This is a genomic window from Streptomyces sp. NPDC031210 (genome assembly GCF_055570395.1).
The window spans coordinates 193712-216069 of sequence record NZ_JBVIHH010000007.1 but is presented as its reverse complement, the minus strand read 5'-3'; the positions used below and the strand labels follow the sequence as shown (position 1 = coordinate 216069).

Here is a 22358-nt window from a genome sequence, read left to right as displayed (position 1 = left end):
TACCACGGAGGCGGCGGCATGACCGGCCCCCTCCTGCTGCTGGCGGCGGCATTCCTCCTGATTTTGGCCAACGGGTTCTTCGTCGCCGCCGAGTTCGGACTCGTCACCGTCGAGAAGGCGGACGCCGAACGGGCCGCGGCCGACGGCGACCGCCGCGCCGCCACCGTCGTCTCCGCCCTGCGGGAACTCTCCTTCCAGCTCTCCGGCACCCAACTGGGCATCACCATCACCTCCTTGGTGGTCGGCATGCTCGCCGAGCCCGCGCTGGCCGGACTGCTGTCCGGCCCGCTGCTCGCCACCGGCCTGCCCAAGGGCTGGGTGCCCGGCATCGCCGTGATCATCGGCATGCTGCTGGCCTCCGGTGTCCAGATGGTCATCGGCGAACTGGTGCCCAAGAACTGGGCGGTCTCCAAGCCGCTCCAGGTGGCCCGGTTCGTCGCCGCCCCGCAGCACGCCTTCTCGCACTTCTTCCGCCCGGTGATCACGCTGCTCAACACCGTCGCCAACCACCTCGTCCGCTCCCTGGGCGTGGAGCCGACCGACGAGCTGGCGTCCGCCCGCACCCCCGGCGAACTGGTCTCGCTCGCCCGCCACTCCGCCCAGGCCGGCGCCATCGAGCAGGACACCGCGGACCTCTTCGTCCGCACCCTGTCGCTGGGCGACCTGACCGCCGAGAACGTCATGACCCCCCGCGTCCGGGTCAGCGCCCTGCAGGCGTCCGCGACCGCGGAGGACGTGGTGAACCTCACCCGCGCCACCGGCCTGTCCCGCTTCCCCGTTTACCGCACCCGGCTGGACGAGGTCGTCGGCATGGTCCACCTCAAGGACGCGCTGGCCGTCCCGGCCCACGAGCGGCTGCGCACCTCCGCCCTGCGGATCGCCGTGCCGCCGCTGCTGGTGCCCGAAACCCTGCCCGTGCAGCCCCTGCTGGAGCGGCTGCGCAGCGAACAACCGATCGCGGTGGTCGTGGACGAGTACGGCGGCACCGCCGGCGTGGTCACCCTGGAGGACATCATCGAAGAGCTCGTCGGCGAGGTCCGTGACGAGCACGACCGGGTGGATCTGCCCGAACTGGGCCAGGCACCGCCCGAGGACGGCAGGCCCGCGTGGGACGCCGACGGCGGCTGCCGGGTGGACACCCTGCGGCGGATCGGCCTCGAAGCGCCCGAAGGACCGTACGAGACGGTGGCAGGACTGGTGGCACACATACTCGGCAGGATCCCCGCCCCCGGCGACATCGCCGAACTCGACGGCTGGCGGCTGCGGGTGCGGCTGGTCTCGCACCACCGCGCCGAGCGGATCAGGATCGTACGGACCGCGCCCCAGGGCGGCGTCGCACCGGCGGCGCCCGAAGCTCCCCGTGAGCCCGCCGCGGCCGGCGCGGAGGTGGCCCGATGACGCTGGCCCAGCTCCTCTTCGCGGTCCTGCTCGTCCTCGCCAACGGCTTCTTCGTCGGCGCCGAGTTCGCCCTGGTCTCCGTACGCCGCAGCCAGATCGAGCCGCTGGCGACGGAAGGCTCCAAACGGGCCAGGCAGGTGCTGCACGGCCTGGAGAACCTCCCGCAGATGATGGCGGCCGCGCAGTTCGGCATCACCGTCTGCTCCCTGACGCTCGGCGCGGTCGCCGAGCCGACCGTGGCCCACCTGCTGGAACCGGTCTTCCACGCGGTCCGGCTGCCCGAACCGCTGATCCACCCCTTCGGTTACGTCATCGCCCTGGCCCTGGTCGTCTTCCTGCACCTGGTCATCGGCGAGATGGTCCCCAAGAACATGGCGATGGCGGCGCCCGAGAAGACCGCCTTGTGGTTCAGCCCCGGCCTGGTCGCCTTCGCGCGGCTGTGCCGGCCCGTCACCGCGCTCCTCGGCGCCTGCGCGCGGGGCGTGCTCCGGCTGTTCGGCGTCGAACCGAAGGACGAGGTCGAGGCCGTCTTCACCAGCGAGCAGCTCACCCACCTGGTGGAGGACTCCGGCCAGGCGGGCCTGCTCGGCCCCGCCGAACAGGAGCGCCTGTCCGACGCGCTGGAACTGGGCAGCCGGCCCGTCACCGACGTCCTGCTCGACCGCGCGGGTCTGGTCACCGTCGACGCGACGGTGACGCCCCGCCAGGTGGAGGAGCTGACCGTGAAGACCGGCTACTCCCGCTTCCCGGTCTGCGCGTCCGGCGGCGCCTACATGGGTTATCTGCACGTCAAGGACGTGTTGGACCTGGAGGAACGCGACCGCGCGGTACCGCAGCGGGTCTGGCACCCGATGGCCACCCTGCGCGCCGAATTGCCCCTGGACGACGCGCTGACCGCGATGCGCCGGGCCGCCTCGCACCTGGCGGCGGTCGCCGACGCCTCCGGCCGGGTGCTGGGTCTGGTCGCCCTGGAGGACGTACTGGAGATGCTCGTCGGCGAGGTCCGCGACCCCGCCCACCGCAGACCGCCGGGCGGCCGTCCCGGGCAGCGGGGCGCGGCCGAGCGCGTCACCGAGCCCCGCGACGGTTCGCCGGCGCCGGCGGAGGACCGGGCGCTGGCGGGCTGACGACGGCGACCGACGACGGGCCCGGCACCCGCTAGAGGTCCGGGCCCTTCGCCGGTCCGCGCGGGTCCGGGCCGCGGCCGGAGAGGACCTCGCCGTACGCCTGCATCAGGTCCGGCAGCCGCAGGGTGGCGAGGTCGTCGCGGGTCGGGGTGCCGCGCCAGGTCGACAGCCGCAGGTCGCGATACGCGCAGCTCTTCTCGTAGAGGGTGCGCAGGAAGCGGCCGTTGCCGAGTTCGTCGATCCAGCCCTGCTCCACGACGTGCCCGCTGATGCTGGTCAGCTCCTCGCGGGCCTCGGCGTCCCAGTGGTCGCCGTTCTCGGCGGCCAGCACCTCGCCGATGGCGGTCAGCTCCAGCGGCCGGTAGCTGGGGAAGTCCACGCGGGTGGTGAAACGCGAGGACAGGCCCGGGTTGGCGGCCAGCAGCCGGTCCATGCCCTCCGGATAGCCGGCCAGGATGACGACGAGCCGGTCGCGGTTGTCCTCGGCGCGCTTGAGCAGCACCTGAAGCGCCTCGTCGCCGTACGCGTCGCCCTTGCTGTAGCCGGAGTTGGACAGGCTGTACGCCTCGTCGACGAACAGCACCCCGCCCAGCGCCGAGTCGATCAGCTCGTTGGCCTTGACCGCCGTCTGGCCGAGGAACTCGCCCACCAGGTCGGCGCGCTGGGCCTCCACAAGATGGTCGCCGCCGAGCAGGCCCAGCGCGTAGAACACCCGCCCGAGTATCCGGGCCACGGTCGTCTTGCCGGTGCCCGAGGGCCCGGAGAAGACGAAGTGCCGCTTGGGGGGCTGCACCGGCAGCCCCTGGCCGGCGCGCAGCCGCGCCATCCGCAACTGGGCCGACAGCGCCCGCACCTGGCGCTTGACCGGCTCCATGCCGACCATCCGCTCCAGCTCCGCCAGCGCCTTCTCCAGCAGGACGGGATCGGCGGGCCCGGCGGGCAGCCGTTCGGCGCCGCGCGGCCCGGGCACCGCGGCCTTGGTCCGGGCGGCCGTGTCCGCCCCGGCCGGCGGCCCGCCCACCTCGCTCTCCGGCCCGTCCGCCTCGCCCGTCGCCAGCAGCTCGCGGCCGTCGACCGGATCGAGCGGGGAGAGCGGGTCGAGATCACCGCCCACCTCCTGGCCGAGGCCGGCGGCCGTCACCGTCGCCAGGTCGGAGCCCTCGTCCAGGCCGTCCGCCTCCGCGATGGCGGCCAGCCGGGCCGCGGTGTCCATGAACGCCGGATCGACGCGGTGCACCGCGCGGTAGAGGGGCAGCGCCGCGGCACTGCGGCCGGTGCCCTCATGGGCGCGGGCCAGCCAGTAACGCAGCTCCTTGCGCTGCGGCTGCTCGCTGCGGCAGCGCATCAACGCGGCCGACAGCAGCGGCTCCGCCTGCCCGTACATCTCCAGCCGCACCCGCGCCATCCCGCCGAACAGCCCCGCCTCGATGCCCAGCACCTGATCGTCCAGCAGCGGCTCGGTGTGCCGTACGAGCTGGTCCCAGTCCTTGACGAGATAGGCGCGGCAGGCGTGCAGGAAGCGGACCTGCGGATCGGTGTCCACCGGCGGGCAGCCGGCCAGCGCCTGGTCCAGTTCGGCGACATGACGGCCGTCCAGCCAGTGGGAGGCGTGCGCGAGCAGCAGGTCACGGCCGGACTCCAGCACCGGCTGGACCCACCAGCCCAGCCAGTACCAGGAATTGAGGGTGCGTCGGTGCCGGGCGCGCTGCTCACCGAAGCGGTCGCGGTGGCGGTGCATGCGCAGCAGTGCGGTGGCGGTGTCGGCGCGCAGTGCGTGCAGCCCGAGCCAGGCGTCGGCCATCGACGGATCGAGCCGGACCGCGGCCCGGAACTCCTCCTCGGCCTGCGGGTAGGCGCCCACGGTGTAGGCGTCGACCGCGCGCAGCCAGGCGAGTTCGGCCGGGGCGGGCGAGCCTTGTGTGCCGAATTCCATCCCGTTCCCCCACAAAACGTCCCCCCGCGGTGTGCCGCCGGGCGGGTGCCGGGCCGCGTCCTGGCGAACCGGCGTGCGACGCACGGGAGTTACCCGCCCGCGCGGGCATCGGCCCGCGTCCTTCGGTGGCACAGACCCGCATCGTACCCGCGGGATCGGTGCAGGCCGTAGAGGGCGGCACGGGGCGGAGCGCTGGGCGGACGCGGCTCGGCGGCGCGAAGAATGCGGTGACCGAGGGTGAGGGAAGCGCGGTGCGCGGGCGGAACCGGGAGAAGGTTTCGCACAGAACGAAGCCCCCGATCACGGGGGAACAACCGGGGGCTTCGCGTCTGCGGGCGGTCCGTAGAACCGCACAATGAGAACGTAAGTCCTGTACGCCCCCCAGGTCAAGCCGAGTTGGGGCACTCGGCGCGACCCTGTCGGCGTGCGGCCCGACGCCGGCCGGGGGTCGCTACGCAGGGTGAGAACCGGGTCGGGTCAGGGTGCCGCGGACGGTCCCGCCCGTACCTCGTAACCCTCCTGACCCTGGCGCACCAGGAGATCGGCATACGGACGCGAGGGATCCGCGGCGAAGTGGGCGCGCTCCGCCGGAATCCAGCCATCCCAGAAGGCCGCGAGGCTTGGCCCGTCCCGGAGTTGGCCTCTTTCCCAGGAGTCCTCGCGCGTCAGTTCCATCCACAGCAGACAGGCGAGGTACGGGCGCAGCGCCCGGCGCCCCGTACCCACGCCCTCCACCAGCACGACCGGCGCCGGCGGCACCTCCCGCCGCTCCGCGAACCGTTCGCGCACCCAGTCGTAGACCGCGTAGCGCGCCCGCTCGCCCCGCGACAGCGGCTCCACCACCTGCGCGCGGAACCGGTCGCTCCAGGCGAACAGCTCGTCATGGGTGGCCAGGTCGTCGGTGTGGACCACCGGAGCCCCGCCGAGTGCGTCGGCCAGCCGCCGGGCGAAGGTGCTCTTGCCCGACCCGGCGTGACCATCCACCGCGATCAGCCGCACCGGTCCGCAGGACGGCGGCAGGTCCGCCAGACGGGTGGCGAGCGGGGTCAGATCGCGGTCCATGCCGCCAGCGTACGCCAGTGGTCCACACCAATATTGGTGGCGCGACGCGCACCGGAGCGCCTTCCGCAGCCCGGCCGGACCGGAGATAGTTGTGCCACTGCGCACCCGCACGCCCCGCCCGTTGTCCCGGCCCGACCTCTCGTGCCCGTTCGCCCGCATCCGACTGGGGGACCCCACCATGACCAGCTCCGCGCCCCGGCGCACCGTCCTGGCCGCCGCGCTCGCCGCCGCCGCGGGTGCCGCCACCCCCTTGGCGCACGCCGTCGGCGGGACCCGCGGCGCGGCCCCGGCCGCGACGGCGGACGCCGCCCCGACCGGAACCAAGAGCCTCGTGGACTACCACGCCTGGACCACTGCGGCCGACTGGCGCAAGGGCGAGGCGGACGGCGCCGCCGTCGCCGCCGGCGCCCGGCCCGGCATCCGCCTGGCCCGCCCCGCCGGGGCCGTCGACTACGACGATCCGCACACCGGCAGGACGACCGTCTGGGAGTACGCCACCTGGACCTCCCCGCTGTACACCCTCCGCGTCCCGGCGACCGAGGCCATCGCCTCCTGGAACGCCCACACCCCGTCCGGCACCTGGATCGCCGTCGAACTGCGCGGCACCTACGGCGACGGCGGCCGCACCCCCTGGTACGTCATGGGCCGCTGGGCCTCCGCCGACGGCGCCGCCGACATCCGGCGCACGTCCGTCGACGGCCAGAAGGACGGCAAGAGCAGCGTCTACACCGACACGTTCGCCATCGACGACCCGGCGAGCGGACTGCGCCTGAACGCCTACGAACTGCGCGTGACGCTCCACCGCAAGCCCGGGACCCGCCTCACCCCGACCGTCTGGCGGCTGGGCGTGATGGGCTCGGACGTCCCCGACCGCTTCGAGGTGCCCGCGGCCGAACCCGCCCAGGTCGGCCGGGAACTGCCCGTACCGCGCTACTCGCAGGAGATCCACAAGGGTCAGTACCCCGAGTACGACAACGGGGGAGAGGCGTGGTGCAGCCCCACCTCCTCGCAGATGATCATCGAGTACTGGGGCCGCGCGCCCAGCCGCGAGGACCTCTCCTGGGTCCACCCCGACTACGCCGACCCCCAGGTCTGCCACGCCGCCCGCCACACCTTCGACTACCAGTACGACGGCTGCGGCAACTGGCCCTTCAACGCCGCCTACGCCGCCACATACAAGGACATGCAGGCGGTCGTCACCCGCCTGGACTCCCTCACGGACGCCGAACGGCTGATCCACGCGGGCATCCCCGTCATCACCTCCCAGTCCTTCCTGAAGACCGAGCTCGACGGCGCGGGCTACGGCACCGCCGGCCACCTCATGGCCGTCATCGGCTTCACCAAGAACGGCGACGTCATCGCCAACGACCCGGCCTCCCCGACCGACCAGGCCGTCCGCCACGTCTACAAGCGCCGCCAGTTCGAGAACATCTGGCTGCGGACGAAGCGGAAGAACGCCGACGGCAAGGTGGTCGGGGGGTCGGGCGGGGTGTGTTACCTCTACTTCCCCGCGCGCCCGAGCGCGGCCCAGCGGCGGGCGCTCGCGGCGGTGGGGGTGCGGTAGGAACGGGGCGCCCGTCACCGTCCAGTAGACACTGTCTACCGCTCTTTGGTAGACAGTGTCTATGAGCGAGCGAGGCAGAGTCGGGCGGAGTGCCGACGCACAGGGTCCCGGTGCGCGGGACGCGGGGGAGCGGGACGCGGGGCTCCGGAACCGGTTGGTGGCGGCCGGGGTCGAACTGCTGGCCCAAGAGGGCGTCCAGGCGCTGTCGCTGCGGGAGATCGCCCGGCGGGCCGGGGTCTCGCACGGGGCCCCGCGCCGGTACTTCCCGACCCATCTGTCGCTGCTGTCCGCCATCGCGCGGCAGGGTTTCGCCGACCTGGGCGGCGAGGTCGCCGAGCTGCTCGGTGACGACGGGAGGGACCCCCGCGCCCAACTCCTGGCGCTCGGACGCGCCTACCTCGGCTTCGCGCTGACCCACCGCGGCATGTACGAGCTGATGTTCCGTCACGACCTGCTGGAGAGCGGCGAACTCGGCCTGCGGGACAGCAGCCTGCCGCTGTTCGGTGTGCTCGTCGACCTGGTCACCCGGGCCGGCCCGCCGACGGACGCGGAGCCGCCCGTCGTGGCGGGCGCGCTGTGGGCGAACCTGCACGGCATCGCCCAGTTGTGGGCCTGGGGCAGCCTCCCCCTCGCGACCGGAGCCGAGGACGTCGAACCCCTGCTGCGGGCCGCGCTGGACGCCCACCTCGGGCCGGTCGGCCGATGAGCTCACGTCTCCACCGGCGCCTCACCCTCACCGGCAGCATCACCGGCGCCGTGATCGTCGCCCTCGACGGGACCGTGCTGACCGTCGCCCAACCCACCCTCCAGCGTGACCTGCACGCCTCGTTCGTCCAGGTCCAGTGGGCCGGTACCGCCTACCTGATCGCCGTCGCCGGCCTGCTGGTCTTCGCCGGGCGGCTCGGCGACCGCTACGGCCACCGGCGAGTCTTCGCCGTCGGAATCCTGGGCTTCGGCGTGACGTCGGCCGGCATCGGCCTGGCGCCGGGCGTCGGATGGGTGATCGGGTTGCGCGTCGCCCAGGGCGTCTGCGGGGCGCTGCTGCAACCGGCCACCCTCGGCATGCTGCGCGCCGCCTACCCGCCCGACCGGCTCGGCATGCCCATCGCCCTGCGGACCAGCGCGATCGGGGTGGCGGCCGCGGCCGGCCCGGTCGTCGGCGGGGCGCTCGTCGCCCACCTGGGCTGGCGGGCCGTCTTCTTCCTCAACGTCGTCCCGGCCCTGGTGATCGGCGTCCTCGCGCTCGTCGCCCGGATACCGGAGCCGGACCGGGACCGCGCGGCGCGGCTGGACGTGCCCGGCGCCTGCCTCCTGGCAGTCGCCCTGGTGTGCCTGGTCCACACCCTCGTCGGACTGCCGGAAACGGGGTGGACGGCGGCCACCGCGCTGGGACTCGGCGCCGTGACCGTCGCCGGCGGCGCGTTCGTCCGGCATGTGCGGCGCAGCGCGAGCCCGCTGGTGCCGCCGGGCGTGCTGCGGTCCGCGACCGTCACATCGGCGCTCGGCATGCTGGTGTCGGCGTCGGCGGCCATGTTCGGGGCGCTGTTCGTCGGCACGTACTTCCTTCAGGACGTCCTCGCGCTCGACCCGCTGGCGAGCGGCCTGCGGATGCTGCCGCTCGCCGCGTCGATGGTGCTGGGCGCGCCGGTGTGTGCCGTCCTGCTGCGCCGGTACGGACCCCGCCGGACCGCCGCGACGGGCATGGCGCTCCTCGCCCTCGGCGTCCTGCTCTTCTCCCGGCTCGACCGGGCGTCGACGGCCGTGGGGATCGGCGGTTGTTGTGTGGCCATCGGCGCCGGCTTCGCGGCGGTGATGGTCAGCGCGACGGCCGTCATCGTGCGCCAGGTGTCCGTCGAGCACGCCGGAGTCGCCGGCGGACTCCAGCAGACGGCCATGAACATCGGCCCGGCACTGGGCGTCGCGGCGGCCACCATGCTGATGACCCTCACCACCCCCGGCGCCACCCTCGACCGTCCCCGGGCGGGCGGGCCGCGGTGGGCGGCCGACGCGGCGTTCACCTCCGCGATGAGCTGCACGCTGGGCGTCCTGGCAGCCGTCGCCCTGCTGGGCGGGCTGCTGGCGGTCGGCCTGCCGGGGCGGGCAGGCGGCCGGGCAGGTGGCGGGAAGAGCGCGGCGGGGAAGTGGGCAGGGCGGTGGGGGCGTTCGCGGAACGCGCGGGCTGCCCGGCCGCCCGAGGCCACGGTGCCGGGCGAACCACTCGCGCCTCCTGGGGTCCGTCTGCCGAGGTAGCTCCGCGAACAGGGGGAGCCGCACCAGCGGTTCGCGCCCCGACGAGGCCGCGCGTCCGGGACGGCTCGCCGGGCCCCGGCCGCTTCCCAGGCCACTGCCAACACCCGTTCGGTCACCGGCTACGGGACGGGCGGCGTCGGCGGGGGCGGCGGCAGGCGCATCCGGCGGTACCGTCGCGGACCTGGCGATACGTGGGGGCCAGGTCCCGGCCGCAGTGGGCGCAGCGGCAGGGCCACGGCTCGTACGCGCCGGGGCACGGCACGAGGGGAATGAGGTTGGCGGCCCGCATGAGGCGCTCGGCGACGGTGCCGGTACCGGTGGGAGTGCCTGCGGCCGTGTCTGGGCCCATGCCTGTGCCCGTTCCGCCCGTTGACGTTTCTGTGGCGATTGGGGCCGGGGGTAGCGGCGGGGCGAGAGGGACGGGAGGTTCGCCCGCGGGGTGGGGCACCGCGTGGGCCGGCGCGGGCGGTCGCGGGGGCAGGGGAGCGGTGGCGGGGCGCTGGACCGGTACGGGCGGGGCGTGCTCGCCGGCATGCCACTGGTGCAGGCAGTCGGCGCACCACCAGAGCAGTTCGCCGCCCCCGTAGACGCCTTCGTCCTCCCACAGCAGGTCGGTGCCGCCGCAGGCGGGGCAGGGGGTGTCCGGCGTGCGGCGCAGCCTCGCGCGGAGGTTCATGGGGTGGACCTCGTCATGGTTCTCCGACTTCGTCTGTTCGCTGTCGTCCTGGCAAGGAGGGTCGTGTAGCGGTCTGCCCAGCCGGCGGCCGGTCCAGTTGGCCTATTGGACTGACAGTTGGTCCGCCGGCCCGACCTGTGACGCTACCCCCGTCACCGACGGCGGCCGAAGTATCGCGTCAACCGCCGGGCCGGGAGTGTCCGGTCCCGTCCGCGAGGAATCCGGCCGGGCGCCGCCTTCCCTGACGGTACGAGTCCCCGGCGACCGGCAGGGAAGAGCACGCTTTTTGGCCATTGCGCGGGTGACGGTCGGCGGCGCGGGGCGCGTGGTGGCAGGGGGGTTGACGGGGCGTCGGATCCGGTGGGAGGCGTGAGAGTCCGGTGGGCGGGGAGGGGACAGGGCGGCTCCGGGGGGTGGCGGGGCGGTCGGGCGCGGCGGGCGCGGCTGAATCAAGATCTGGACCAATCACCGTGCCTGGCGTATCTCTTGGAGCCTGCCTTCTCTCTCGCGGCCTGTCTTCGACCCCGGCCGGGCGCCGGGACAGGCCCTGACGGGCGGCGTCGCTTTCGGTGACGATGCGTGCGGTGACGACGCGTTCGGCACGTTCCCGCTCCCGCACGGCCGGCGACGCGTTCCGGCCCGGGAGAGGGCGACGAGGAAAAGGAGAGCCCGCGATGACGGCAGTGACCGGACCGACGCCGGCGGACGACGGCCCCGACACACGGACGGACGAGACGACCGCCGGCCTGCTGAGCCTCGAAGAACTGCGGGCCGAGGCGGCCGCCGGCCGGATCGACACGGTGCGCGCGGCCGTCACCGACGCGCAGGGCCGCCTCAAGGGAAAGCTGTACGACGCCGGGCACTTCCTCGAACAGGTGGCGGACGCCGGCGACGGCACCCGCACCCTCGCCACCGGTGCCGCGATGCGCCCGCTCGACGGCCTGGCGCTCAGCTCCTGGCCGGCCGGCCACCACGACCTGCGCCTCCGCCCGGATCTGGGCACCCTGCGCCGGCTGCCCTGGCTCCCGGGCACCGCCCTGGTCCACTCCGACGCCGTCGACCGCGAGGACCGCCCCCTCTCCGTGGCCCCGCGCCACCTGCTGCGCCGCACGCTGGACCGGCTGGCGGAGCTGGGACTCGCCGTCCGGGCGGGGCTGGAAACGGAGTTCGTGGTCTATCACGGCAGTTACGAGGAGGCCGCCGCGGCCGGCCACCAGGGGCTGCGCCCGGTGACCGGGGGGCATGCGGGTGCCGGGAACCATACCGGTATCGATGCCGATGCCGGTATCGGTGCCGGTGCCGGTGCCCCGCCGGGCCGTACCGGTCCTGGGCCGGACCGTACGGGCCACCCGCGCGAGCCCCGTCACCACGCGCGGGAGCAGGACCGCACCCAGTCCACCTATCTGCGCGAACTCGCGCGGGCGCTGGCCGGCGCGGGCCTGCCGGTGCGGGCCGTCACGACCGGGTCCGTACCGGGCCAGGTCAAGGTCACCTTCCCGGGTGGCGACCCCATCGCGGCCTGCGACGCGCATCTGCTGTTCAAGCACGCGGCCCGCAGCGTGGGGGCCCGGGCGGGCCTGGCCCCGACCTTCATGGCCGCGCCGGAGACCGGCCTCACCAACGGGCTCCACCTGCGCCTCTTCCTCCAGCGCGGCCCCTCCCTGGACCGCGCGGCCCCAGCCACCGACCGCCCGGCGCCGGCGGACGCCGCGGGCGGCCCCTCCGTGCTCGCCCGCCGAGCCGTCGCCGGCCTGATCGACGGCCTGCCGGCGCTCGCCCCCCTCTACGCCCCGACGCCCAACTCCTACAAGCGGTTCCTGCCGGACTCCGCCGCCCCGACCCGCCTCACCTGGGGCGTCGACGACCGAACCGGCGCGCCCGGGGCCGGGTTCCACGCCGCCGGACACGGTGACGTGGCGCGTCTGGAGGTGCGGCTGCCGGGCGCCGACGCCAACCCCTACCTGGCGCTGGCCGCCGCGCTGGCCGCGCTCACCGACGGCGTCCGGGCCGAACGGACGCCGCCCGCCCCGCACACCGGCGACGCCTGCCCGTCGCGGGAGGCGGGCCGGCCCCCGGCGACCCTCGACGAAGCGCTCGCCGCGTTCGGCCGCAGCGCCCTCGCGAAGGCGGCGTTCGGGCCGGAAGTGGTCGAGCACTACACCCACCTCGGGCGGATCGAACGGGACGTGCAGCGGCGCACGGTCACCGACGCCGAGCGGCAGCGGTGGTTCGCGCGCGCCTGAACGCCACCCGTGTGACCAGGGTGACGACGGGGGTGTGTCCGAGGCGGACGGGCCGCCGCGCGCCGTCGCCCGCCGAACCGCGCCCGTCGCCCGCTCAGTCCACCAGGCCCAGGACCGGCCGCAGGCCGGCCGGGCGGCGCTTCACCGGCAGGTGGTCCACGGGCAGGAAGGCGCAGCCCACCGCCGTCGCCCCGCCGTCCGCCGTACGGTCGTCGCCCACCATCAGGACCCGGTCGGGGGCGAGCCCCAACGCCTCGCAGGCCAGGGTGAAGAACTCCGGATCCGGCTTCTGCATACCGTGCTCGTAGGACAGCACACAGCGGTCCACGTAGCGGTCGAGGCCGTGGGCGCGCAGCACCGGCCGCAGGTCCCAGCCGATGTTGCTCAGCACGCCGGTGCGGACACCGCGGCGGCGCAACTCGGCGAGCACGCCGGCGGCGTCCGGGTAGGGGGACCAGGCCGCCGCGGTCTTGTGACGCTCGTAGAGCGCGTCGTACAACGCGGGGGAGGGGAGCGCCACTTGGCGGGCCAGGCCGGTATACAGCTCGCGGTGGTGCGTGGCGTCCCGGTCGCGGACGCGCCAGAGGCCGGCCAGTTCCTCGGGGATGCTTTCGGGCGCCGAGCCTCCGGGCAGCGCGCCGGCCCTCTCCAGGGCGGCCGCGCGCCGGGTGATCTCCGTGTCGTCCATGGCCAGGCCGGACGCCGCCAGTGAGGCGCGCAGCCAGGATTCGGCGGACTCGATCCGCAGCAGGGTTCCGGAGAAGTCGAACAGCACGCCCTCGATCGTCGCCATACCCGCATCCTGCTCCCGTCGGCGTCGCCCGGGCCAGCCGTTTCGCTCCAAGGCCCGTCAGGAGCGACGGCCCGGGCCCGGTCGGCGCGGTTCCCGGTCGCCGGCCCGCCGCGCGTACGCCGGATACGCCCACGCCACGCAGGCCACCAGCGCCCCGCCCAGCAGCCAGCCGCCGACGACATCCGACAGCCAGTGAACGCCCAGGTAGACGCGGGTGAAGCCGACCCCGGCGACCGAGACCGCGACCACCGTCCGGGCCGTCCACCGCAGCCGCCGGCCCGCCCCGTACAACCCGAGCAGCCAGCACACCAGGGCGCCCGCCACCAGCGCCGACATCGCGTGGCCGGACGGAAAGGCGGCGTAGTGCGCGGAGTCCACCGGATCGGGCCACACCGGGCGCGGCCGGCCCACCACCGCTTTCAGGCCCTGTTGCAGCGCCGTGCCGGCGAGCGCGGTGGCCGCGACCCAGGCGCCCAGCACGCGGTCGCCCCGCCGTACGAGCCACCAGACCACCGCCGCGAGCACCGCCCGCATCGCCCACGGGTCCCACAGCCAGTCGGTGAGCAGCCGGGCGGTCCCCGTCCAGTTGGGAGCGGCCCGCGCGGCACGGTGCAATCCGTTCGCCGCGGCCGCGTCCAGGGACATCAGCGGGGCCCAGCGGGTGGCCACCAGGACGAGGAGGAGGGCGGTGAGCGCGGCCATGAGGGCGGCGAGGGAGGCGGCGGGGGCCGGGTGTGCGGGGCGGTCGGCGGCGTCGGGCGTGGGGGCGGCGGGGCGCGGCGTCGGTGCCATGGGGAGATCCTCCCCGACACCCCGGCCGTCGTCCTACGCCAGCGCCTGCAGCCCCGGCACGAACGCCACCAGCAGCGGCACCGCCGGGACGAGCGCCGCGCACGCCGTCATCCGCAGGCGGCGGCCGGGCGTGAAGCGGGGGGCGGGTGCCAGCAGCCGGTCCACGCGCTGCGGGACCTGCGCGAGGGGCGCCGGGCACGGCCCGAACACCCCGCGGTCCTCGTTGAGCCCGACCAGCGCCAGCGCGATCGTCAGCCGCCCGAAGCGCCGCGAGGCGGCGTCGTCCGCGGCGAGTTCGACCAGCCGGTGCACCTGGTCACGGAAGGCGGCGAAGACCGGGATCTGCGGGAAGCCGACGGCCAGCGCCGAGGCGCAGTACAGCAGGAGGTCGTGCCGGGCCCGGGCATGCCCCTGCTCATGCGCGATGAGCGCGTCGAGCTGACGGCCCTTCAGGCGGCGCAGCGCCGAGGTGGTGATGACCAGTTGGCGCGAGGCGTGCTGAAGCCACCAGGCTTCGGGACGGTCGCCCTCCAGGACGACCAGGCGCTCCCCGGACGGTTCCTCGCCCGGCAGCAGCGGGGAGCGGCGCAGCAGAGCCGCCCGGCTCCGGCGGCGGCGGGCCCGGGCCGCGCGCACCTCACGGGTCAGCATGACGCCCGTCCAGGCGCCGCCGCCGGCCAGGAGGAGTGCCAGCGCCCCGGCCCACGGCCCGTGCGTCTTGAGCGCGTACGCCTCGACGACCACCTGCGGCGCGAAACCGAAGACCGGACTGCGGACGGCTTCCCAGGCGGCGGCCGCGCTCAGCGACATCGCGAGGACGCAGCACAGCAGGACGCCGGCGACGACGCACTGCCACACCCACAGGGCGAGCACCGGCTCGCGGTCGGGCCAGTCGGAACGGGCCATCAGCCGCGGCGCCGTCGCCGCGACCAACACGCCGAGGATCATCAGCGCGAGGGGGACCATCATGCCGTCAGCCTATGAGCGGGGGACTACCGGTTGGTACGGCCGCGCGGCGGAAGTGACGCATGCCACCTCCGTATGTGACGAACACCCTCCCGTGTGACACGCGCCTCTCAAGAGGCCCCGGCCGCCTGTGATTTGGACGTCCGCGCCGCACGGCGTGTCAGGAGTCCGCCCGCGCCCGCACCGCGTGTCAGGAGCCCGCCCGCGTCCGCATCGCATCAGGAGGCCGCCGCGCCTCACAGCGTCAGCAGCATCGCGAACATCCCGATCCCCATCGCCACCTGGCACGCGCGCAGCATGCCGGGCCACCCGGCGGCCACCGCCGTCACCGGTGCCTCGGCCCCCGGCCCGTCGGCCACCGCGGCCGCCGGCACCAGCCGGACCCCCGCCGTGATCACGTAGACCGCGTAGTAGGCGAGCAGCAGGCCCGTCAGCAGCGGCACGCCGCCCGGCCCCGCGTGCTGCGCGTGCGCGGCGGCCGCCGGCCGGCCGCCGGCCGGTAGTGCCATCGCCAGCGCCATGTAGACCATGGCCAGCGCGCCCACCGCGTGATGCGCGTGGCGCCGGGCCACCGACCACACCCCGACCGCTCCGAAGACCGCCGCGAACACCCATGGCGCCCAGGACGGTGACGCGGGCGCGGGCAGCGCCATCGCCGCCATCCCCAGTCCCATCAGCGCCTCGCCGCGCGCCCGCCCCCGCTCGGCCGCCGTGCCCGCGCACCTCCGTAACAGGCAGTACCCGCCCGCGACGCCGCACAGCGCCACCAGCAGCCACCCGACCAGCGGCGATCCGTGCACCGCGGCACCTCCCCGACGAGCCACACCCCTCACGGGGCCTCGCGTACGCCCGCAGGCTGCCCGCGGCGAGGCGGGCACACGGGAGCGCACGGGCGCAACGGGGGAGCACACCCGCCCGGCCGGTTCGGTGCCTTCAGGGCGCTAGGGGCGGTAGCGCAGCGGATGGTCGGCCGGGACCTCGGTGAGGACGATCCGGTGGCCGTCCGGGTCGGCGATCCACATCTCGATCAGCCCCCACGGCTCCCGCACCGGCGGCCGCAGCACCCGCGCGCCACGCGCCACCAGCTCCTCGTGAGCCGCCGCCGCGTCCGCCACCTGGAGCCACAACTGGAGCGTCGCCGTGGCGGAGTCGGTGGAGCGCCCGGAGACCTCCAGGAAGCCGCCGCCCAGGAAGTACACCGTGCCGCGTGTGGGGCCCGTACCGAACTCGCGGTAGATCTCCAGCCCCAGCGTCTCGCCGTAGAACGCCCGCGACCGCTCGGGGTCCGAGGGGCGTACCAGCACCCTGCTGCTCAGTACCTGCACCATGGGAGGACCCTACGCCGACCGCGCGCCGCCGGGCCGGGACCCCGCCGCCGAAAGCTCCCGGGCGCGGTCGCCCGGTACCGCCCCCGCGCCAACCCCTGACACCTCCGGCGGCCCACTTGTTAGCCTCCACCGGAGCCCGCCCCTGGCCCCGAGAGGACCCGCCCGCCATGCCCCCCGTGCCCGCCGGCCGATTGGCCTTCCGCACCGCGACCGACGCCGACGTCCCCGGGCTGGTCGAGCTGATCGAATCGGCGTACCGCGGGGACGCCAGCCGGGCCGGCTGGACGACGGAGGCCGACCTGCTCCAGGGACAGCGCACCGACCCGGACGGCGTCGCCGCGGTGGTGCGCGCCGAGTCCGGCCGGCTGCTGATCGCCGAACGCGACGGTGAACTGCTCGCCTGCTGCCAGCTCGAACACCGCGGTGACCACGCCTACTTCGGGATGTTCGCGGTGCGCCCCTCGCTTCAGGGCGGCGGCGTCGGAAAGGTGATCCTCGCCGAGGCGGAGCGCACCGCCCGCGACCTGTGGAACGCCCGCGAGATGCGGATGACCGTGATCCGCCAGCGCGAGGAGCTGATCGCCTGGTACGAGCGCCGCGGCTACCGGCGCACCGGCCGGCGCACCCCCTTCCCGTACGGCGACGAGCGGTTCGGCATCCCGCAGCGCGCCGACCTGGAGTTCGAGCTGCTGGTCAAGCGGCTCGGGTAGGTCGGCGAGCGGCCGCCCGCTACAGCCGCCCCGCCCGCTACAGCCGCCCCGCCTGGACGATCCGCCGCAGGAAGTGGCGGGTGCGGTCGTGCCGGGGCGCGCCGAAGACCTCCTCGGGAGTGCCGCGCTCCAGGACCACCCCGCCGTCCAGGAAGCACACCTGGTCGGCGACCTCCCGGGCGAAGCCCATCTCATGGGTGGCGATGACCATGGTCATACCCTCCTCCTTGAGAGCGCGGACGACGCCGAGCACCTCGCCGACCAGCTCCGGGTCGAGCGCGGCGGTGATCTCGTCCAGCAGCAGGAGCCGGGGCCGGGCGGCCAGCGCGCGGACGATCGCCACCCGCTGCTGCTGCCCGCCGCTGAGCCGGTCGGGATACTCGCCGGCCCGCGCGCCCAGCCCGAGCCGCTCCAGCAGCTCCCGGGCCCGCGCCTCCGCCTCGGCGCGCGGCACCCCGTGCACCCGGCGCGGGGCGAGCGTGATGTTGTCCAGGACGGTCAGGTGCGGGAACAGGTTGTACGCCTGGAAGACCACGCCGATCCGCCGCCGTACCGCGTCGGCGTCGGCCCGCGGGTCGGTGATCTCCGCGCCGTCCAGGAAGATCGCCCCGTCGTCGATCTCCTCCAGCAGGTTCGCGCAGCGCAGCAGCGTCGACTTGCCCGACCCGGAGGCGCCGATCAGCGCGGTGACGGTGTGCGGCGGAACCTCCAGGTCGACGTCGCGCAGAACGACGGTGCCCCGGCCGTAGGTCTTGCGCACCGACTCCAGCCGCAGCACCGGCTCGTCGCCGGCCGGGATGCCTTCGCCGCCCCGCGCCACGGTGTCCTTCGCCGTGCTGCTCATACGGTGCCTCCCTGGGCGCGCCGGCGGTCCATCCGGCCCGTGACCCAGTCGGTGAAGCGCGTCATCGGGATCGTCAGCGCGACGAAGACCAGGCCGGCGACGACATAGGGGGTGTAGTTGAAGTCCTTGCCGGCGATGATCTGCGCCGCGTAGACCGCGTCCACCGCACCGGCGATGGACACCAGCCCGGTGTCCTTCTGGAGCGAGACCAGGTCGTTGAGCAGCGGCGGCACCACGCGGCGCACCGCCTGCGGCAGGACGACGAAGCGCAGCGCCTGCCCGCCGGTGAGCCCCAGCGACCGGGCCGCGGCCCGCTGCGAGGGGTGGACGGATTCGATGCCGGCCCGGAAGACCTCCGCCACGTACGCCGAGTACGTCAGCACCAGCGCGGCGCCGCCGAGCACCACCGGATCGGTGGTCACTCCCTGGAGCCGCAGGGCGGGGACGCCGAAGACCACCATCAGCAGGCAGATGATCAGCGGCAGCCCGCGGAAGAAGTCGGTGTACGCGGCCGCCAGTGCGCGCAGCGGGAAGAACACCGGGCCGCGCAGCGTCCGGGCGACGGCCAGCAGCAACCCGATCACCAGGACCGCCGCCCCGCACACCACCAGCAGCCGCAGGTTCAGCAGCAGCCCCTCCAGCACCTTCGGCAGCGCCTTACGGGCGTATTCGGCGCTGAAGAACGTCTCGCGGGTGCGCTGCCAGCCGGGCGAGCCGGTGATGACGACGTAGAGAACACCGGCCGTGACCAGGGTGCTCAGCGCGGCGACGGCGGCGGCGCGCCGGGCGCGGGCCCGCTTGAACCGCTCCCGCTCGATCCGCCGCGGCGACGGCACATAGCCGTCGGCCTCCCCCTCCAACACCCCTTCCCCTCTGGCCACTCGCTCCTCGCCCAGCGTCACTTGAGCACCGGCACGGCGACGGCGTCGGCCAGCCACTTCTTCTCCAGGGCGGCGAGCGTGCCGTCCGCGCGCAGCGCGTCCACGGCCGCCGTCACACAGCCGGTGATCCGGCTCTGCTTGTCCAGGACCAGCCCGAACTGCTCCTTGGCGCCGCCGGTGACCGGGAACTGACCGACCACCTTCGCGTCTTTGATCTCGGCCGAGGTGATGAAGAACGCGGTCGGCAGGTCGGTGAGGATCGCGTCGACCTGGCCGTTCTTCAGCGCGGACTTGGCGAGGTCGTTCTTCTGGAAGACGGCCGGCCGCCGGGTGGGCCGGATGCGGTCGTTGATGACGTCGAGGCTGGTGGTGCCGACCTGGGCGCCGAGCCTGACGCCCTTGAGGTCGGCGGCGCTCTTCGCGGTCGCGGCCTTGGAGCCCTTGAGCGCGACGACCGCCTGCCGCACGTCGTAGTAGCCGGAGGAGAAGGCGACGGCCCGCTTGCGCGAGGTGCTGATGGATACCTGGTTGATGTCGAAGTCGAAGGTCTTCTCGCCCGGTGCGAAGGCGTTGTTGAACGGAACGGTCCGCCAGGTCACCGCCTTCTTGCCGTAGCCCAGGCGGTCGGCGACGGCGTAGGCCACCGCCGACTCGAAGCCCTTGCCGCCGGCCGGGTCGTCGTCGGCGAACCAGGGGGCGTATGCGGGCTTGTCGGTGCCGACGGTGAGCTTGCCGGCGGTCACGGTGGCCAACTTGCCGCGGGCGCAGCCGGGTTCGCCCCGCCCGGCGGACGGGCCGCCGGGCGAGGCGTCCTGCGGGGCGCAGCCGGCGGCGGCGGCGAGCAGCGCGACGGCGGCACAAGTGGCCAGGCGCGTGGGGAGGTTGGCCGGGCGGACCGTGCGGTTGGCGTAGGGCATGGCGGGAGAGTGGCAGTGCGCCCGGTCGTCTGTCGAGATCGCCGGGGCGAACGTCCGCATGCTGGGAGGACATTGCGGGCCCGTGAACCGCGTGTGTCCGTGTCCGTCCGCCGAGTGGCGGCGGCATTGCCGCGCCCGGGGCCCGCCCGCACGGCCCGCTGCCCTGCCCGGCTCAGGCGGTGAAGCGGACCGCCCGGCGGATCTCGGGCTGGTCGGTGACCACCCCGTCCAGGCCCAGGCCGCGCGCGAGCCGTAGCTGGTCGTGGGTGTTGACCGTCCAGCCGAGGACCTTCAGATGCGCGGCGTGGGCGCGCTCGACCAGCTCCAGGGTGAGCCGGCGGATGTTGAGCGAGAGCATCGAGGCGCCGACGGCCTGGGCGCGGTCGACGACGTCGGCGCCGTAGCGGCTGCCGACCAGCGCCGTGCGCACGCCCGGCAGCAGGGTGCGGATCGCGGCCAGCGCCTCGTCGTGGAAGGAGATGACGTCGACCCGGCCGATCAGATCGCGTGAGCGCATCACCTCCGCCAGCGCCTGCGCCGCGGCCACGTCCTTGATCTCCGCCTGGAGCGGCGCCTTGACGGCGTCCAGGACCTCCTCGAAGACGGGGATCCGCTCGCCCCGCCCGGCGTCCAGCTCCCGCAGCTCGGCGAGCGTGCGCTCGGCGATCGGGCCGGCTCCGTCGGTCGTACGGTCCACGTCCGCGTCGTGCATCACCACGAGCGCGCCGTCCTTGCTCAGGTGCAGGTCCAGCTCGATGACGTCGAGGCCCTCGTGTTCTGCGCGCACGAATGAGCGCAGGGTGTTCTCCGGCTCCACACCCATGATCCCGCGGTGTCCGATGGTGAGAAAGGACAAGGCTGCCTCGCTTCTGTCGGCTCGGTGTCGGTGCATATCTCGGCGAAGATGTCGGCTGTCGACAAACGGCTGCGTGAAACGGCGCACAGCCTAACGGTGCCGGACGACGCCGGACCCGCCCTCGCACGGGTCGGCGGCGTGTCCCCTAGGACTACCCCTCACGCCTGGAATCAGGCCCCCGGCTCCGGTCGGCCGACGCGGTGCGCGGGCCGACCCCGGGAGCCGTCTCACCCGTGCGTGGGCGAGTCCTGCCCGCGCTGACGCCGCACCTGGAGGAGGCGATCCGAGGCGGTGTGGCATATGCCACAGGCCCGTTACGGCCCGCTGCGGAGGTGCGGCCGACCCGGAGCGCCGGGCCCTGCCCGGCCGGTGTTCCACGCCGCCCTCTGGCGTCATCTCCCGTGCCTCCAGGGCGTGGAGGAAGCGCCGGAGCCCCTCCCTCCACGGGCAGAAACTGTCGCTCAAACCCCTGCTCACAGGAAAAATGGTCGCCTACCGGGGGTTCTGGCAGAATAATTTTCACCAGTCCCCCTTGAGAGTGCGGACCTTGGCTGGTTACCGTGTGCCGACAACACGATCTACCGCCGGAGGGCAGTCATGACGGAAATTCTTTCGCCTGTGGGTGTCCGGGCAGGCAGCACGACCGCGGAACCGGTGATCGCGCACCCGGCGTGGCCCGCGCTCAAGGACGCGGTCGAGACGATCCGCCCCTGGCAGTCCAAGGACGGCTCGATCGACCTGGAGGCCGAGGGCGCCCCGCACGCCGAGACCGTCCGCCGCGAGATCGACCGCGTCATAGCGGCCGTCGAACACCTCGCCCCGCTGCTGCCGCACGACGCCGACTACCACCGGGCACTCGTCGCCGACCTGCGCCGCTGGGCGGACGACGGCTTCGGCGTACCGGACTTCCTGGACTCGCTGCTCGCCTTCCAGCCCGCCCGGGAGCGCGCCGACGGCCTCCAGCACCTCGTGCTCTTCCCCATGTACACCCAGAACGGCAACCCCGACCGCAACCTCGAAGCGGTCGTGCTGCGCATGGTCTGGCCGGACTGGCTCGCCGAGCTGGAGCGCACCCGCTACGACAACCCCCTCTTCTGCGGCATCGCCTTCGAGGACTTCACCGCCGGCTACGACACCCACTCCGCGGTGCTCTTCCCCGAGACGATCGCCGTGCGCGAGGCGCCCGAGCGGTTCACCTGGGGCGGCATCTTCTGCGACCGCGAGGCCGCCCGCTTCCGCCGGGTCAGCGAGGCCGCCATCGAGACCCTGGGTGTGGAACTTCCCCACGACCTGCGCGAGATGCTCGCCGACCAGGAGCGCTGCCAGGAGGCGTTCGTCCTGTGGGACATGGTTCACGACCGTACCCACAGCCACGGTGACCTGCCGTTCGACCCGTTCATGATCAAGCAGCGCCAGCCGTTCTGGATGTACGGCCTGGAGGAGCTGCGCTGCGACCTCACCGCCTTCAAGGAGGCGGTCACGCTGGAGGCCGAGGGCTACGCCCAGGCCCGCGACGTCCAGTTCGCCGTCCTCTTCGACCGGATGTTCCGCTTCCCGGTCTCCGGCGACCGGGTGCGCAACTACGACGGGCTCGGCGGGCAGCTTCTCTTCGCCTACCTCCACAAGCACGACGTCGTACGCTGGACGGACAACACCCTGCACATCGACTGGGAGCGGGCCCCCAAGGTCACCAACCAGCTCTGCGGCGAGATCGAAAAGCTCTACCGCGACGGCATCGACCGGCCCAAGCTGGTCCACTGGTTCGCCGCGTACGACCTCGTCTCGACCTACCTGGCTCCGCACCCGGGCTCGGTCTGGGCCAAGGGTCCCGACGCCCTCGACCTGGACCAGCCGCCGCGCAAGCTGGTGGACGACGTGCTTCCGGACGAGTTCCCCCTCAGCATGTTCTACGAGGCGCTCGCCAAGAAGCTGCGTCGTGTGATCGCCTCCACCAAGGGCATCACGGCCCACAGCGACGCGCCGGCGGCGGCGTGAAGGCCGACCGGAACACCATCACC

The 22358-nt window shown here is 74.0% G+C and carries 19 protein-coding genes; 8 read left to right on the top strand and 11 right to left on the bottom strand.

Features of this window, described 5'->3' with window-relative positions; genetic code table 11:
• The first annotated feature begins 18 nt into the window (after nucleotides 1–18).
• Nucleotides 19–1398 (top strand): hemolysin family protein, encoded by a 1380-nt coding sequence (locus ACZ45Z_RS15630; RefSeq protein WP_468362136.1) that lies wholly within the window; start codon nucleotides 19–21, stop codon nucleotides 1396–1398.
• Nucleotides 1395–2525 (top strand): hemolysin family protein, encoded by a 1131-nt coding sequence (locus tag ACZ45Z_RS15625; protein ID WP_468362134.1) that lies wholly within the window; start codon nucleotides 1395–1397, stop codon nucleotides 2523–2525. The genes ACZ45Z_RS15630 and ACZ45Z_RS15625 overlap by 4 nt, the downstream gene beginning before the upstream one ends.
• Before the next feature lie 31 nt (nucleotides 2526–2556).
• On the opposite strand, the gene ACZ45Z_RS15620 is transcribed toward ACZ45Z_RS15625, so the two are convergent.
• Nucleotides 2557–4458 (bottom strand): AAA family ATPase, encoded by a 1902-nt coding sequence (locus tag ACZ45Z_RS15620; RefSeq protein WP_468362132.1) that lies wholly within the window; start codon nucleotides 4456–4458, stop codon nucleotides 2557–2559.
• Between the two features lie 477 nt (nucleotides 4459–4935).
• Nucleotides 4936–5520: a uridine kinase family protein gene (locus ACZ45Z_RS15615; RefSeq protein ID WP_468362130.1), complete on the bottom strand. Its 585-nt coding sequence runs from the start codon at nucleotides 5518–5520 to the stop codon at nucleotides 4936–4938.
• A gap of 178 nt (nucleotides 5521–5698) precedes the next feature.
• Between ACZ45Z_RS15615 and ACZ45Z_RS15610 the strand changes: the two genes are divergently transcribed.
• From ACZ45Z_RS15610 to ACZ45Z_RS15595, 4 genes are all read left to right on the top strand, one after another.
• Complete coding sequence (locus tag ACZ45Z_RS15610; RefSeq protein WP_468362128.1) at nucleotides 5699–7084, top strand: peptidase C39 family protein; 1386 nt, start codon at nucleotides 5699–5701, stop codon at nucleotides 7082–7084.
• Nucleotides 7085–7145: 61 nt separating this feature from the next.
• Nucleotides 7146–7790: a TetR/AcrR family transcriptional regulator gene (locus tag ACZ45Z_RS15605; protein WP_468362126.1), complete on the top strand. Its 645-nt coding sequence runs from the start codon at nucleotides 7146–7148 to the stop codon at nucleotides 7788–7790.
• The gene (locus ACZ45Z_RS15600; RefSeq protein ID WP_468362124.1) at nucleotides 7787–9334 is read left to right on the top strand and encodes an MFS transporter; all 1548 of its coding nucleotides are present in this window, start codon (nucleotides 7787–7789) and stop codon (nucleotides 9332–9334) included. The genes ACZ45Z_RS15605 and ACZ45Z_RS15600 overlap by 4 nt, the downstream gene beginning before the upstream one ends.
• Before the next feature lie 1350 nt (nucleotides 9335–10684).
• Nucleotides 10685–12253: a type I glutamate--ammonia ligase gene (locus ACZ45Z_RS15595; protein ID WP_468362122.1), complete on the top strand. Its 1569-nt coding sequence runs from the start codon at nucleotides 10685–10687 to the stop codon at nucleotides 12251–12253.
• 94 nt (nucleotides 12254–12347) lie between these two features.
• On the opposite strand, the gene ACZ45Z_RS15590 is transcribed toward ACZ45Z_RS15595, so the two are convergent.
• From ACZ45Z_RS15590 to ACZ45Z_RS15570, 5 genes are all read right to left on the bottom strand, one after another.
• On the bottom strand, nucleotides 12348–13046 hold the full coding sequence (locus ACZ45Z_RS15590) for an HAD family hydrolase (RefSeq protein WP_468362120.1): 699 nt from the start codon (nucleotides 13044–13046) through the stop codon (nucleotides 12348–12350).
• Nucleotides 13047–13103: 57 nt separating this feature from the next.
• Nucleotides 13104–13838 carry a phosphatase PAP2 family protein gene (locus ACZ45Z_RS15585; RefSeq protein WP_468362118.1) on the bottom strand — a complete coding sequence of 245 codons (735 nt, stop codon included), beginning with the start codon at nucleotides 13836–13838 and terminating at the stop codon, nucleotides 13104–13106.
• A 33-nt stretch (nucleotides 13839–13871) separates the two neighbouring features.
• On the bottom strand, nucleotides 13872–14807 hold the full coding sequence (locus tag ACZ45Z_RS15580) for a M56 family metallopeptidase (protein WP_468362116.1): 936 nt from the start codon (nucleotides 14805–14807) through the stop codon (nucleotides 13872–13874).
• A 233-nt stretch (nucleotides 14808–15040) separates the two neighbouring features.
• The gene (locus ACZ45Z_RS15575) at nucleotides 15041–15604 is read right to left on the bottom strand and encodes a DUF5134 domain-containing protein (protein ID WP_468362114.1); all 564 of its coding nucleotides are present in this window, start codon (nucleotides 15602–15604) and stop codon (nucleotides 15041–15043) included.
• A 141-nt stretch (nucleotides 15605–15745) separates the two neighbouring features.
• Nucleotides 15746–16132: a VOC family protein gene (locus ACZ45Z_RS15570; protein ID WP_468362112.1), complete on the bottom strand. Its 387-nt coding sequence runs from the start codon at nucleotides 16130–16132 to the stop codon at nucleotides 15746–15748.
• A gap of 167 nt (nucleotides 16133–16299) precedes the next feature.
• Between ACZ45Z_RS15570 and ACZ45Z_RS15565 the strand changes: the two genes are divergently transcribed.
• Nucleotides 16300–16842 (top strand): GNAT family N-acetyltransferase, encoded by a 543-nt coding sequence (locus tag ACZ45Z_RS15565; RefSeq protein ID WP_468362110.1) that lies wholly within the window; start codon nucleotides 16300–16302, stop codon nucleotides 16840–16842.
• A gap of 37 nt (nucleotides 16843–16879) precedes the next feature.
• Here the strand turns inward: ACZ45Z_RS15565 and ACZ45Z_RS15560 are convergent, their stop codons facing one another.
• The 4 genes from ACZ45Z_RS15560 to ACZ45Z_RS15545 form a co-directional block, all read right to left on the bottom strand.
• Nucleotides 16880–17686, bottom strand: coding sequence for an amino acid ABC transporter ATP-binding protein (locus ACZ45Z_RS15560; protein WP_468362108.1), 807 nt, complete (start codon nucleotides 17684–17686; stop codon nucleotides 16880–16882).
• Nucleotides 17683–18549 carry an amino acid ABC transporter permease gene (locus ACZ45Z_RS15555; protein ID WP_468362106.1) on the bottom strand — a complete coding sequence of 289 codons (867 nt, stop codon included), beginning with the start codon at nucleotides 18547–18549 and terminating at the stop codon, nucleotides 17683–17685. Before ACZ45Z_RS15555 ends, ACZ45Z_RS15560 begins: the two co-directional genes overlap by 4 nt.
• Before the next feature lie 35 nt (nucleotides 18550–18584).
• Nucleotides 18585–19484 (bottom strand): ABC transporter substrate-binding protein, encoded by a 900-nt coding sequence (locus ACZ45Z_RS15550; protein ID WP_468362377.1) that lies wholly within the window; start codon nucleotides 19482–19484, stop codon nucleotides 18585–18587.
• Nucleotides 19485–19656: 172 nt separating this feature from the next.
• On the bottom strand, nucleotides 19657–20340 hold the full coding sequence (locus ACZ45Z_RS15545) for a glycerophosphodiester phosphodiesterase (RefSeq protein ID WP_468362104.1): 684 nt from the start codon (nucleotides 20338–20340) through the stop codon (nucleotides 19657–19659).
• A gap of 597 nt (nucleotides 20341–20937) precedes the next feature.
• Between ACZ45Z_RS15545 and ACZ45Z_RS15540 the strand changes: the two genes are divergently transcribed.
• Nucleotides 20938–22335: a DUF6421 family protein gene (locus ACZ45Z_RS15540; RefSeq protein ID WP_468362102.1), complete on the top strand. Its 1398-nt coding sequence runs from the start codon at nucleotides 20938–20940 to the stop codon at nucleotides 22333–22335.
• The last annotated feature ends 23 nt before the right edge of the window (nucleotides 22336–22358 follow it).

Excerpts from the sequence above, each read along its gene's own strand:
- ACZ45Z_RS15605 (WP_468362126.1), top strand. The coding sequence starts at position 7,146 with ATGAGCGAGCGAGGCAGAGTCGGGCGGAGTGCCGACGCACAGGGTCCC.
- ACZ45Z_RS15610 (WP_468362128.1), top strand. The coding sequence starts at position 5,699 with ATGACCAGCTCCGCGCCCCGGCGCACCGTCCTGGCCGCCGCGCTCGCC.
- ACZ45Z_RS15600 (WP_468362124.1), top strand. The coding sequence starts at position 7,787 with ATGAGCTCACGTCTCCACCGGCGCCTCACCCTCACCGGCAGCATCACC.
- ACZ45Z_RS15585 (WP_468362118.1), bottom strand. The coding sequence starts at position 13,838 with ATGGCACCGACGCCGCGCCCCGCCGCCCCCACGCCCGACGCCGCCGAC.
- ACZ45Z_RS15630 (WP_468362136.1), top strand. The coding sequence starts at position 19 with ATGACCGGCCCCCTCCTGCTGCTGGCGGCGGCATTCCTCCTGATTTTG.
- ACZ45Z_RS15595 (WP_468362122.1), top strand. The coding sequence starts at position 10,685 with ATGACGGCAGTGACCGGACCGACGCCGGCGGACGACGGCCCCGACACA.
- ACZ45Z_RS15620 (WP_468362132.1), bottom strand. The coding sequence starts at position 4,458 with ATGGAATTCGGCACACAAGGCTCGCCCGCCCCGGCCGAACTCGCCTGG.
- ACZ45Z_RS15560 (WP_468362108.1), bottom strand. The coding sequence starts at position 17,686 with ATGAGCAGCACGGCGAAGGACACCGTGGCGCGGGGCGGCGAAGGCATC.
- ACZ45Z_RS15540 (WP_468362102.1), top strand. The coding sequence starts at position 20,938 with ATGACGGAAATTCTTTCGCCTGTGGGTGTCCGGGCAGGCAGCACGACC.
- ACZ45Z_RS15570 (WP_468362112.1), bottom strand. The coding sequence starts at position 16,132 with ATGGTGCAGGTACTGAGCAGCAGGGTGCTGGTACGCCCCTCGGACCCC.
- ACZ45Z_RS15550 (WP_468362377.1), bottom strand. The coding sequence starts at position 19,484 with ATGCCCTACGCCAACCGCACGGTCCGCCCGGCCAACCTCCCCACGCGC.
- ACZ45Z_RS15615 (WP_468362130.1), bottom strand. The coding sequence starts at position 5,520 with ATGGACCGCGATCTGACCCCGCTCGCCACCCGTCTGGCGGACCTGCCG.
- ACZ45Z_RS15580 (WP_468362116.1), bottom strand. The coding sequence starts at position 14,807 with ATGATGGTCCCCCTCGCGCTGATGATCCTCGGCGTGTTGGTCGCGGCG.
- ACZ45Z_RS15565 (WP_468362110.1), top strand. The coding sequence starts at position 16,300 with ATGCCCCCCGTGCCCGCCGGCCGATTGGCCTTCCGCACCGCGACCGAC.
- ACZ45Z_RS15590 (WP_468362120.1), bottom strand. The coding sequence starts at position 13,046 with ATGGCGACGATCGAGGGCGTGCTGTTCGACTTCTCCGGAACCCTGCTG.
- ACZ45Z_RS15625 (WP_468362134.1), top strand. The coding sequence starts at position 1,395 with ATGACGCTGGCCCAGCTCCTCTTCGCGGTCCTGCTCGTCCTCGCCAAC.